Genomic DNA, 11,737 nt, shown 5'->3' with positions numbered 1-11,737 from the left:
CCTCCCAGTCGAAGCCGAGCGCACGCTCTTCCTCCGGTGCGGGGCGCGGCGCCGGAGGGCGCGGCGGGTCCACCGGGAACGGCGGCAGCGGGTCCTCCAGGAGCAGCCTGCCCACCCGGTCCGGTTCCGCCGCCGCGACCTGGAGCGCGACCGCCCCGCCCATCGAGTGGCCCACCAGGGCGACCCGGTCGAGCCCGAGCGCGTGGAGGAAGTCCCGTACGTCCTGGATCAGTTGTCCGTACCCGTAGCCGCCTGGCCAGTCGCTCAGACCATGTCCCCTGGAGTCCGGTGCGTACACCCGGCGGGTGGCGGCGAGGGCCTGGGCGACGTCCGTCCAGCCGGTGCTGTCGGAGGAGCGCCCGTGCAGCAGGACGACGGGCGGGGCGGCCGGGTCGCCCCAGGTGCGGTAGGCGATCCGGTTGCCGCCCGGCAGGCGCACGCCGTGCACCGAGGGGTCGAGGAAAGCGGCGACCGTACGGACGAAGCCGCCCGGGTCGTCGAGCCAGGGGAAGTGTCCGGCGCCGCGCTGGACGGCGACCTCGCCGCGCGGGAAGAGGGCGGCGATCTCGGCGGCCTTCGCCGGAGCGGGCACGCCGTCGAGATCTCCGGCGAGCACCAGTACGGGTGCGTCGAGCGCGGCCAGTGCGGTACGGACGGCGGGTGCGTCCACCCGGGCGGGGTCGATGTGGCGGGCGGCTGCGACCGCGTTGGTCTGCTCGGCGTCCAGCGCGGCGTGCGCGCGGGCCGTCTCGTCCCAGCGGCCGTAGAAGAAGGGGTCGATGGAGGCCGCGGGCTCCCGGCCGGCGAGCAGCGCCTCGTAGGCGGCGTACGCCTCCTCGAACCAGGGCTCGTCCTTGCGCAGCCGCGCCGCGGCGAGCCGGTCCTCCGGTTCGATCGGGACGCCCGCCTCCCAGGCGGTCGGGGTGATCAGTGCGAGGCTGCGGATCCGCTCCGGGTGGGCGGCGGCGTACAGGATGGCCAGGTTGCCGCCCGCCGAGTGTGCGAGTACGTCGATCCGGTCCAGGCCGAGGTGGGCGCGGAGCGCCTCGACGTCGGCGACCTGGCGGCCGACGTGGTAGGAGTCCTCGTCGTCCGGGACGGCGGACCCGCCGGTGCCGCGCAGGTCGAGGAGGACGAGCTGCCGGTGGGCGCTCAGCCCGCCGAGGTCGTCGAGGTACGCACCGGCGCGCATCGCACCGCCGGGCAGACAGATCAGCGGTTCGCCCTCCCCCACCTGTCGGTAGGCGAGTCGGGTTCCGTCGGGCGCGGTGAAGATCGGCATGAGGGTCATCCAAACAGGTGAACGACCCTCATGCATCCCTGAATCCGGGGCGTCCTGCACCCCGGGGGGTCTGTCTAGAGCTCCGGGCCGCCGTCGTTGGCCGCCTCCACCGCCGCTTCGCCCGCCGGGGTCCAGCCGCCGCCCGGTGCGACGTATCCCTTGCTCAGCCACCTGTCGAACTGCTGGAGCGCGGTCACCGGATCGTCCGCGTACTCGATCTTGTCGGGGTTCCACCAGCCGGTCTTCTTCAGCCGCTGCAGTTCCTTGCCCGCCGCGTCCGGGTCCCCGGTCAGTACGACGTCGGGCTTGCCCGCGGCCTGTGCGGTCGGGGTCGGGGGTGCGGGCGGGGTCGCGGCCAGGGTCGGGGTGGCGGTCACGGTGACGGTCGGGGCGGGCGCGGTCACGGTGGTGGTGACGGTGGGTGCGGGCTCGTCGTCGTTGCACGCGGCCAGCACCACCGCTCCGGTCACCGTCAGCAACACGTTGAGGGTGGTCCTGCGGATTCGACGCTGCATTCTGAGGTACTCGCCTTCGCTCCGGTTCTTCCTTGATCAACCGATACCCAGCATTTTGGGGTGCTTCTCGGTGTCAGGGCTGCCGGGACACCCTGGAGACCCGCATCGCGCACCGTCCGCCCCCTTGTCAGAAACCCGTCGGTGCTGAATTACTGACTCCGGACGCACCACGACCGAATGATCGGTCGTCCGCTTTGGGGTGCGTGGGCACCGTGCACGCGTGCGGTGCGCGAGGAACGGGAGTGTGATCCATGAAGGCTCTGCTCGACGCGGCGGAGCGGCTCGGCCGCGAGGAGCTCCAGGTCCTGCAACTGGAGCGACTGCGCAGCAGCCTGCGGCACGCCTACGCGAACGTGCCGCACTACAAGACGGCCTTCGACGCGGCGGGCCTGACCCCCGACGACTGCCGTTCGCTCGACGACCTCGCCCGCTTCCCCTTCACCACCAAGGCGGACCTGCGCGACAACTACCCCTTCGGGATGTTCGCCGTCCCCCAGGAGGACGTGCGCCGCATCCACGCCTCCAGCGGTACGACGGGCCGCCCGACGGTCGTCGGCTACACGGAGAACGACCTCTCGATGTGGGCCGACATGGTGGCCCGTTCGATCCGGGCCGCCGGGGGGCGGCCCGGCCACAAGGTCCATGTGGCCTACGGCTACGGCCTGTTCACCGGCGGGCTCGGTGCGCACTACGGCGCCGAGCGGCTCGGCTGCACGGTCATTCCGGCGTCCGGCGGAATGACCGCGCGCCAGGTCCAGCTGATCCAGGACTTCCGGCCCGAAGTCATCATGGTGACGCCGACCTACATGCTCACCCTCCTCGACGAGTTCGAGCGGCAGGGCTTCGACCCGCGCGCCACCTCCCTCAAGGTCGGCATCTTCGGTGCGGAACCGTGGACGCAGGAGATGCGCCGAGAGATCGAGGAGCGGTTCGCGATCGACGCGGTCGACATATACGGCCTGTCGGAGGTGATCGGCCCCGGGGTCGCGCAGGAGTGCGTGGAGACGAAGGACGGGCTGCACATCTGGGAGGACCACTTCTTCCCGGAGGTCGTCGACCCGCTGACCGGCGAGGTGCTGCCGGACGGCGAGGAGGGCGAGCTGGTCCTCACCTCGCTCACCAAGGAGGCGATGCCCGTGATCCGCTACCGGACCCGGGACCTGACCCGCCTGCTGCCCGGTACGGCACGGAACTTCCGCCGCATGGAGCGGATCACCGGCCGCAGCGACGACCTCGTCATCCTGCGCGGGGTGAACCTCTTCCCCACCCAGATCGAGGAGATCGTCCTGCGCACCCCCGCGCTGGCCCCGCACTTCCAGCTGCTGCTGACCCGCGAGGGCCGGATGGACTGTCTGACGGTACGGGCCGAGGCGCGTGCGGACGCGACGCCCGAGGCACGTGAGGCCGCCGCCCGGAGCGTGTGCTCGGCGGTGAAGGACGGCATCGGGGTGTCGGTCCAGGTGGAGGTGATGAACCCCGGGACGCTGGAGCGGTCGGTGGGCAAGTTCAAGCGGATCGTGGACCGGCGGCCCAAGTGACCCGTCGATCCAAGTGAGCCGTCGGCCCGAGCGACCCGTCGGCCCGAGCGACCCCGCGCCCGGACCTCAGCTGAACCGGTCGCGCAGCTCCCGCTTGAGGATCTTCCCGCTCGCGTTGCGCGGCAGCTCGTCCACGAACAGGATCCGCTTTGGCGCCTTGAAGTGGGCGAGCTTCTCCCGTGCGTACACCAGGAGTTGATCCTCCGTCAGTTCCCTGTCGCGCGGTACGACGACGGCGGTGACGGCCTCGATCCACCGTTCGTCCGGCAGTCCGACCACGGCCGCCTCGGCGACGCCGGGGTGGGTGTAGAGGGCGTCCTCGACCTGCCGGGACGCGACCAGCACTCCCCCGGAGTTGATGACGTCCTTGACCCGGTCGACGATGGTGAAGTAGCCCTCGCCGTCGCGGACCGCCAGGTCGCCGGAGCGGAACCAGCCGTCCTGGAAGACGCCCTCCTGCGGCAGCCCCCAGTAGCCGAGGCACAACTGCGGTGACCGGTAGGCGATTTCCCCGGCCGTGCCGTCCGGTACCTCGTGGCCCTGCTCGTCGACGACGCGCGCCTCGACGTGCCGCACCGGCCGGCCGCAGGAATCCATCCTCCCCTCGTGCTCCTCGGGGCGCAGCACGGTGGCGAGCGGGCCGATCTCGCTCTGCCCGAAGCAGTTGTAGAAGGCCAGTGCGGGCAGGCGCGCGCGGAGCCGCTCCAGGACCGGCACGGGCATGATCGACGCACCGTAGAACGCCTTGCGCAGCCCACCCAGGTCGCGGGTGGCGAACTGGGGGTGGTTGGCGACGGCGATCCACACGGTCGGCGGTGCGAAGAAGCTGTCCGCCCGGCCCGCCTCCACCAGGTCGAAGAGCACACCCGCGTCCGGTCCGTCGAGGAGGGTGCTCTCCGCGCCGACCGCCAGGTAGGGCAGCAGGAAGACGTGCATCTGCGCGGAGTGGTAGAGCGGCAGCGCGTGCACGGGCCGGTCGGTCTCGGCGAGATCCAGTGCCTCGACGGCGCTGGCGTACTCGTGCACCAGGGCGCGGTGCGTCATGACCGCGCCCTTCGGGTCGGCGGTGGTGCCGGAGGTGTAGAGCAGCTGCACGGGCTCGTTCGGGTCGCGCTGCGCCTCGTACGGGACCGGCGTGTCCAGGACCCCCAGGAGAGAGCCGGGCGCGTCGCGCAGCGGGACCGTCTCGAAGCCCGTGGGCACGCGGTCCGCGAGGTCCGGGTCCGCCAGCACCAGCGACGTGCCGGACTGGTCGAGGATGTACGCCAGGTCGTCGCCGGTGAGGTTCTGGTTGACGGGGACGTGGATCAGCCCTGCGCGGGCGCAGGCCAGGTAGGCGATGAGGTACGTGTCGGAGTTGTGGCCGTACGTGGCGACCCGGTCGCCGTCCTCCAGGCCCCGGAAGTGGCGCAGGTGGGCGGCGGCCGTACCGACCGCCTCGTCCAGTTGCGCGTACGTCCAGCTGCGGTCGCGGTAGCACAGCGCGGTGCGGCCCGGAACGCGCAGGGCGGTGCGGCGCAGGACGCCGTCGACGGTGCCGTCCAGGAGGGCGTCGGGGAGGGCGGAGGTCCCTGGTGTCGTCATGGCGTGATCCTCCGGCCCGGTGCGCCGCAAATCAAGGGAACCGCATACCGCTCGGGATGTTGACAGGTACCGGGCGGTAATGACTGAGTGGCACGTGACATCACGTTGCACGCCACAACTACCTTTTGTCGACGCTCAGTTGGGAGGCACGTTGTCCCTCCGGACCCGTACGAGAACCCTCGCCGTCACCGGACTGGCCCTGCTCACCGCCGCCGGTACGCTCGCCCCGACCGCTGCCGCGGACCCCCGGGGAGCGGAGCAGCACCCCTCGGGCGGTAACCTGTCGGCCGTCATCCGATACACCGAGTACGGCATCCCGCACATCCTGGCCAAGGACTACGCCGACCTCGGCTTCGGCAACGGCTGGGCGCAGGCCAACGACCAGGCCTGCACCCTGGCCGAGGGCTTCACCACCGTCCGCGCCGAGCGCTCGCGGCACTTCGGCGCGGACGGGAAGCCGGACGGCTCCCTGTCGTCCGCGTCGACCAACCTGGCCAGCGACCTCTACTTCCAGGGGGTGCGCGACAGCGGCACGGTCGCGAAGCTGGTGGCACGGCCCGCTCCGGTGGGACCGAGCAGGCAGGTCAAGGAGCTGATGCGCGGCTGGACGGCCGGGTACAACGCGTGGCTGAGGAAGAACAGGGTCACCGACCCGTCCTGCAAGGGCGCGGACTGGGTGCGCCCGGTGTCCGTCGACGACGTGCACATGCTGAACTACGCGTTCTCGGTGCTCGGCGGACAGGGGCGCGGCGTGGACGGCATCACGGCCGCGCAGCCGCCTGCCGGGGCGGCGGCCCGTACCGCCGCGAAGCCTGTGGGCCCGGGTGCGCAGTCCGTGGACCCGGGCGAGGCCGCGCGGGAGTTCTTCGACACGTCGGACGCGGCGATGGGCTCCAACGCCGTCGCGTTCAGCGGCAGTGCGACGGCGAACAGGCGGGGGCTGCTGCTCGGCAATCCGCACTACCCGTGGTCGGGCGGGCGGCGCTTCTGGCAGTCGCAGCAGACCATCCCGGGCGAGCTGAACGTGATGGGCGGCTCCCTGATCGGCTCGGCCACGACGTCGATCGGGTACACCTCGCGCATCGCGTGGAGCCACACCGTCGCCACCGGCATCACCATGAACCTGCACCAGCTCACCCTCGCCCCGGACGACCCGACGGTGTACGTCGTGGACGGCAGGCGGGAGCGGATGACGAAGCGGACCGTCACCGTGCCCGTCAAGGGCGGCGATCCGGTGACCCGTACCCAGTGGTGGACCCGGTACGGGCCGGTCGTCACCGGTCTCGGGGCGCAGCTCCCGCTGCCCTGGACCGCCACGACGGCGTATGCGCTGAACGACCCGAACGCGACGAACCTGCGCGCGGGTGACACCGCGCTCGGCTTCGGCAGGGCCCGCGACGTCGCCGGGATCCAGGAGTCGCTGCGCCGCACCCAGGGCCTGCCGTGGGTGAACACGGTCGCCTCCGACTCCTCGGGCGGATCCCTGTTCACGCAGTCCCAGGTGCTGCCGCGCATCACCGACGACCTGGCGCAGCGCTGCTCGACGGCGCTCGGCAAGGTCACGTATCCGTCGGCGGGCCTGGCGGTCCTGGACGGTTCGCGCGGCGACTGCGCGCTGGGCCGGGACAAGGACGCGGTGGAGCCGGGGATCTTCGGCCCGTCGAAGATGCCGACGCTGCGGGACGCCCCGTATGCGGAGAACTCCAACGACAGTGCCTGGCTGGCCAATGCGGACCGGCCGATCACCGGCTACGAGCGGGTCTTCGGCACCCTCGGCACCCAGCGTTCGATGCGTACCCGGGGCGCGGTCGAGGACGTGGCGGCGATGGCGGAGCGGGGGCGGCTCACCGTCGCCGACCTCCAGAAGCAGCAGTTCGCGAACCGCGCTCCGGCGGCCGACCTGGCCCTGCCGGAGATCCTGAAGGCGTGCACCGGCGCCGAACCGGCCGACGCCTGCGCCGTGTTGAAGAAGTGGGACCGCAGGATGGACACCGGGAGCCGGGGCGCGCTGCTCTTCGACCGGTTCTGGCGGAAGCTGGTGGCGTCCGTCCCGGCGGCGCAGCTGTGGAAGGTTCCGTTCGATCCGGCCGACCCGGTGCGCACGCCGCACACCCTCAACACCGCCGCCCCCGGCTTCGCTTCGGCACTGACCGGCGCTGTCGCGGAGCTGAAGGCGGCGGGGATCGCGCTCGACGCACCGCTGGGACGGAACCAGTTCGTCGTGCGCAACGGACAGCGCATCCCGGTCCACGGCGGCACCGAGTCCCTCGGCGTGTGGAACAAGGTCGAGCCGGTGTGGAACGCGGCGGGCGGGGGCTACTCGGAGGTGACCACCGGGTCCAGCTACCTCCAGGCGGTGGGCTGGGACGGCGGGCGCTGCCCGGTGGCCAGGACCCTGCTGACGTACAGCCAGTCGTCGAATCCCTCCTCGCCGTACTACAGCGACCAGACCGAGCTGTACTCGGCCGAGAAGTGGGTGAAATCCCGGTTCTGCGAGCGGGACATCCTCACCTCCCCGAAGCTGAAGGTGGTGTGGGCCCGGGAGCGCTGATCCGCCCCGCACACACGGGCAGGCCTCTGAACCACGCACAAGATCGTTAATCGGCCCCGGGCGACAATTCACCCCTTCGGTGGTGATCGTCCGGGGTCGCGGTCACTTCCGGGGCCATGTGCCTAGCGTGGAACGGATCCATGCTGTCGTTCAGGGAAGGCGATCTCCTCCACCATGCCCCAACCTTTCAGGCTGCCCGAGTTCTACATGCCGCATCCGGCCCGGCTCAATCCCCATCTGGAGCATGCACGGGAGCACTCCAAGGCGTGGGCGCGCGAGATGGTCATGATCGAGGGCTCGGACATCTGGGACGAGCACGACTTCGACAGTCACGACTACGCACTGCTGTGCGCGTACACCCATCCCGACTGCACGGCCGAGCAGTTGGCGCTGGTCACCGACTGGTACGTGTGGGTGTTCTTCTTCGACGACCACTTCGTGGAGCTGTACAAGCGCAGCCCCGACATGGTGGGCGCGAAGGCGTACCTGGACCGGCTGCCGGCGTACATGCCGGTGGCGGCGGGGGCGGCGATGCCCGAGCCGACGAACGCGGTCGAGGCCGGTCTCGCCGATCTGTGGCGGCGCACCTGCCCCTCGATGTCCGAGGACTGGCGGAAACGGTTCGCCGTCTCCACCGAGCATCTCCTCGAAGAGTCGATGTGGGAGCTGATGAACATCAGCGAGGGGCGCGTCTCCAACCCCATCGAGTACATCGAGATGCGCCGCAAGGTGGGTGGCGCGCCGTGGTCGGCGGGGCTCGTCGAGTACGCGGCGGGGGCCGAGGTCCCGGCGCGGATCGCGGCTTCACGGCCGATGGGCGTGTTGCGGGACTCCTTCTCGGACGCCGTGCACCTGCGCAACGACCTCTTCAGTTACGAGCGCGAGATCCTCGACGAGGGTGAGCTCTCCAACGGCGTCCTGGTGATGGAGACCTTCCTGGACTGCCCGACGCAGGAGGCGGCCGAGACCGTCAACGATCTGCTGACCTCGCGGCTCCAGCAGTTCGAGACGACGTTCTTCACCGAACTGGAGCCGCTCTTCGCGGAGTTCGGCGTGGGACCGAAGGAGCGGCTCGACGTCCTCGCGTACGCGAAGGGCCTCCAGGACTGGCAGGCGGGCGGCCACGAGTGGCACATGCGCTCCAGCCGGTACATGAACGGTGCGGGCGCCGACGCCCACGACCCGTCGTCGTACGCACTGGCTGGGCCGAACGGTCTCGGTACCGCCGCCTCCCAGCTGCTCTCCTCGCTCGCCATCGGCATCCCGGCCCGGCTGAAGAACGTGGCGGTGCACCGCTTCGACAAGGTCGGCCCTCTCGACATCCCGGACCTGGGAATGCCGTTCAGGACCACCCTGAGCCCCCACCTGGACGCGTCCCGGGAGAACGTCGTGGCCTGGGGGCGCGCGATGGGCTTCTACGAGGAGGTGCCGGGGCTGCCCGGTTCGGGCGTCTGGAGCGAGGAGAAGATCCGGGCGTACGACCTGCCGCTGTGCGCCGCCGGAATCCACCCCGACGCCTCGCTCGCCGAGCTGGACATCAGCTCGGGCTGGCTGGCCTGGGGGACGTACGGCGACGATCTCTTCCCGGTGCTGTACGGGCGCACCCTGGACCTGGCAGGGGCGAAGGCCGCCAACGACCGGCTGTCGCTGTTCATGCCGGTCGAGGGTGAGCCGACACCCGCGCCGATCACCCCGCTGGAGCGGGGCCTCGACGACCTGTGGCGGCGCACCGCGGGCCCGATGGCGTTGCCGGCGCGGCAACAGTTCCGCAAGGCGATCGAGGACATGACGGCGAGCTGGCTGTGGGAACTCGCCAACCAGGCGCAGGACCGGGTGCCCGACCCGATCGACTACATCGAGATGCGCCGCTTCACCTTCGGCTCCGACCTGACGATGAGCCTCTCGCGGCTCGCGCACGGGAACACGCTGCCGGAGGAGATCTACCGGTCACGGCCGTTCCTGTCGATGGAGCGCTCCGCGATGGACTACGCGGCCCTGATGAACGACCTCTTCTCCTACCAGAAGGAGGTCGAGTTCGAGGGCGAGATGCACAACGGCGTGGTGGTGGTGCAGCACTTCCTCCAGTGCGGCGTGACACAGGCACGGGATGTGGTGGTCGATCTGATGGCCTCCCGGATGGCCGAGTTCCAGCATGTGCTGGGCAGTGAACTGCCGGACCTGTGCGCCGAGTTCAAGCTGGACGCCGAGGCCAGGAAGGTACTGATGGACTACGCGGAGGAGCTGAAGAACTGGCTGTCCGGCATCCTCACCTGGCACGAGGGCTGCGACCGCTACAAGGAGTCGGACCTGTTGCGGCTCAATGCACACCCTGCTCCCGCCGTCCCGGCGGCGCCCGAGTGGCTGGGCCCCACCGGGATCGGCACGTCTGCCGCCCGGGTCGTCGAGCTGTGGTCGCAGCGGGCCGGGGCCGGTTCGACGGCGGTCGTCGGGTGAGAGTCGGCCGGCCCGGGTGAGAAGTCGGCCGGCCCGGGAGAGGGCCGGTCAGAGCGCCCGGTCGTGCCCCTCCCAGTAGGGCTCACGCAGTCGGCGCTTGTAGAGCTTGCCGTTGGGGTCGCGGGGCATGGCGGCGATGAAGTCGAGGGTCTTCGGCCTCTTGTACCCGGCGAGTCGGGCCTCGCAGTGCGCAAGTATGCGTGCTGCGAGGTCTTCTGACGGGACGTGACCGACGGCCGGCTCGACGACGGCCTTGACCTCCTCGCCCCAGTCGGAGTGCGGGATGCCGAAGGCCGCCGCGTCGGCGACGGCGGGGTGGGCGAGGAGGGCGGCCTCGATCTCGGCGGGGTAGACGTTGACTCCGCCCGAGATGATCATGTCGATCTTGCGGTCGCGGAGGAAGAGGTAACCGTCCTCGTCGAGGATGCCGAGGTCGCCGACGGTGAAGAAGTCACCGATGCGGTTCTTGCGGGTCTTGGCCTCGTCCTTGTGGTAGCTGAACCCTCCGGTGCTCATCTTCAGGTAGACGGTGCCCAGTTGACCGGGCGGCAGCCGGTTCCCTTCGTCGTCGAAGATCGCGAGTTCGCTGATGGGCCAGGCCTTGCCGACGGTGCCGGGCTTCTTGAGCCAGTCCTCGGCGGTGGCGAAGGCGCCGCCGCCCTCGCTGGCCGCGTAGTACTCCTCGACGCAGTTCCCCCACCAGTCGATCATCGCCCGCTTGACGTGCTCGGGGCAGGGTGCGGCCCCGTGGATGGCGTGCCGCATGGGGGTCACGTCGTACAGCCGCTTCGTCTCCTCGGGGAGTGCGAGCAGGCGGTGGAACTGGGTGGGGACCATGTGGGTGTGGGTGCAGCGGTGGGTGTCGATGAGCCGGAGCATGTCCTCGGGAGTCCACTTGTCCATCAGGACGAGGGGATGCCCGATGTGCAGTGCGGCGCCTGCGAACTGGAGCACGGCCGTGTGGTAGAGCGGCGAGCAGACCAGGTGGACGTTGTCGTCGAAGGGCGAGATGCCGAAGATGCCGAGAAAGCCGCCGAGATGGGACTCCTCGGGGAGCCTGCCGGAGAGCGGGCGGCGGATCCCACGGGGGCGTCCCGTCGTGCCGGAGGTGTAGTTCATGACCCAGCCGAGAGTGCGGTCCGCGGGCGCCGACTCGCTCCGTCCGTCGAGGAGTTGGCGGTACGGGCGGAAGCCGGGCACCTCGCCGACGGCGTAGCGGTGGGAGGCGGGGAGGCCGGCTTCGTCGGCGGCGGCCGTGGCCTGGGCCGCGAAGCGCTCGTGGGCGATCAGGACCTTGGCGGCGGAGTCGGAGACGATCCAGGCGATCTCGGGGCCCGTGAGGTGGTGGTTGACCGGGACCAGGTAGAGACCGGCCTGGGAGGCGGCGAGGTAGGCGGTGAAGAACTCGACGCCGTTGGGGAGGACCACGGCGAAGGCGTCGCCCCGCTCCAGTCCTGCCGCCCGCAGTCCGTGCACCAACTGATTTGTGACTGCGCCCAGTTGACCGGCCGACCACTTCTCGCCGTCCGGGGCGATCAGGATCGTGCGGTCGGGGTCGGCGGCGGCCTGGGCCCAGAAGCCGTTGGGCGGTTGCTGCTCGGACATGCTCACTCGCTCCTTCCGGCGATGCGGCTGATGCGGGTCACGGCGCGCTCGAAGCCCCGGGTGAGGTCGTCGAAGACGGCCTGGACGCTGCGTTCGGAGTTCATCCGGCCGACGATCTGCCCGACCGGGGTGCCGAGCAGCGGCCCCACTTCGTATTTCTGGATCCGGGAGTTGGCCTCGGCGACCAGCAGGCCCTGGAGCGGCATGG

The 11,737-nt window shown here is 70.6% G+C and carries 7 protein-coding genes and 1 pseudogene; 3 read left to right on the top strand and 5 right to left on the bottom strand.

Translation table 11 applies throughout. The features are described 5' to 3' along the window. Together ACWGIG_RS30705 and ACWGIG_RS30700 are read right to left on the bottom strand one after the other, a co-directional pair. Positions 1 to 1,291: alpha/beta fold hydrolase (locus ACWGIG_RS30705; RefSeq protein ID WP_453324949.1), on the bottom strand; the 1,291-nt coding region annotated here is incomplete at its 3' end. 65 nt (positions 1,292 to 1,356) lie between these two features. Then, complete coding sequence (locus ACWGIG_RS30700; RefSeq protein WP_453324948.1) at positions 1,357 to 1,797, bottom strand: hypothetical protein; 441 nt, start codon at positions 1,795 to 1,797, stop codon at positions 1,357 to 1,359. Between the two features lie 251 nt (positions 1,798 to 2,048). Here ACWGIG_RS30700 and paaK point away from each other — a divergent pair, with 251 nt between their 5' ends. Then, complete coding sequence (gene paaK / locus ACWGIG_RS30695; RefSeq protein WP_453324947.1) at positions 2,049 to 3,335, top strand: phenylacetate--CoA ligase PaaK; 1,287 nt, start codon at positions 2,049 to 2,051, stop codon at positions 3,333 to 3,335. Between the two features lie 66 nt (positions 3,336 to 3,401). Here paaK and ACWGIG_RS30690 read toward each other — a convergent pair whose 3' ends face one another. Beyond that, positions 3,402 to 4,919, bottom strand: a complete 1,518-nt coding sequence (locus ACWGIG_RS30690) for a fatty acyl-CoA synthetase (protein WP_453324946.1) — start codon at positions 4,917 to 4,919, stop codon at positions 3,402 to 3,404. A gap of 151 nt (positions 4,920 to 5,070) precedes the next feature. Here ACWGIG_RS30690 and ACWGIG_RS30685 point away from each other — a divergent pair, with 151 nt between their 5' ends. Further along, positions 5,071 to 7,470: a penicillin acylase family protein gene (locus ACWGIG_RS30685; RefSeq protein ID WP_453324945.1), complete on the top strand. Its 2,400-nt coding sequence runs from the start codon at positions 5,071 to 5,073 to the stop codon at positions 7,468 to 7,470. 174 nt (positions 7,471 to 7,644) lie between these two features. Continuing rightward, positions 7,645 to 9,924, top strand: coding sequence for a terpene synthase family protein (locus ACWGIG_RS30680; RefSeq protein ID WP_453324944.1), 2,280 nt, complete (start codon positions 7,645 to 7,647; stop codon positions 9,922 to 9,924). Between the two features lie 48 nt (positions 9,925 to 9,972). On the opposite strand, the gene ACWGIG_RS30675 is transcribed toward ACWGIG_RS30680, so the two are convergent. Both ACWGIG_RS30675 and ACWGIG_RS30670 read right to left on the bottom strand, forming a co-directional pair. Next, positions 9,973 to 11,529 (bottom strand): acyl-CoA synthetase, encoded by a 1,557-nt coding sequence (locus ACWGIG_RS30675; RefSeq protein WP_453324943.1) that lies wholly within the window; start codon positions 11,527 to 11,529, stop codon positions 9,973 to 9,975. 2 nt (positions 11,530 to 11,531) lie between these two features. Next, positions 11,532 to 11,737 (bottom strand): annotated as a pseudogene (locus tag ACWGIG_RS30670) (nitronate monooxygenase); the annotation flags it as partial.

Source organism: Streptomyces sp. NPDC054863, from assembly GCF_053610825.1.
This window is presented reverse-complemented; position numbering and strand designations above follow the sequence as displayed.

Excerpts from the sequence above, each read along its gene's own strand:
- ACWGIG_RS30700 (WP_453324948.1), bottom strand. The coding sequence starts at position 1,797 with ATGCAGCGTCGAATCCGCAGGACCACCCTCAACGTGTTGCTGACGGTG.
- paaK (WP_453324947.1), top strand. The coding sequence starts at position 2,049 with ATGAAGGCTCTGCTCGACGCGGCGGAGCGGCTCGGCCGCGAGGAGCTC.
- ACWGIG_RS30690 (WP_453324946.1), bottom strand. The coding sequence starts at position 4,919 with ATGACGACACCAGGGACCTCCGCCCTCCCCGACGCCCTCCTGGACGGC.
- ACWGIG_RS30680 (WP_453324944.1), top strand. The coding sequence starts at position 7,645 with ATGCCCCAACCTTTCAGGCTGCCCGAGTTCTACATGCCGCATCCGGCC.
- ACWGIG_RS30675 (WP_453324943.1), bottom strand. The coding sequence starts at position 11,529 with ATGTCCGAGCAGCAACCGCCCAACGGCTTCTGGGCCCAGGCCGCCGCC.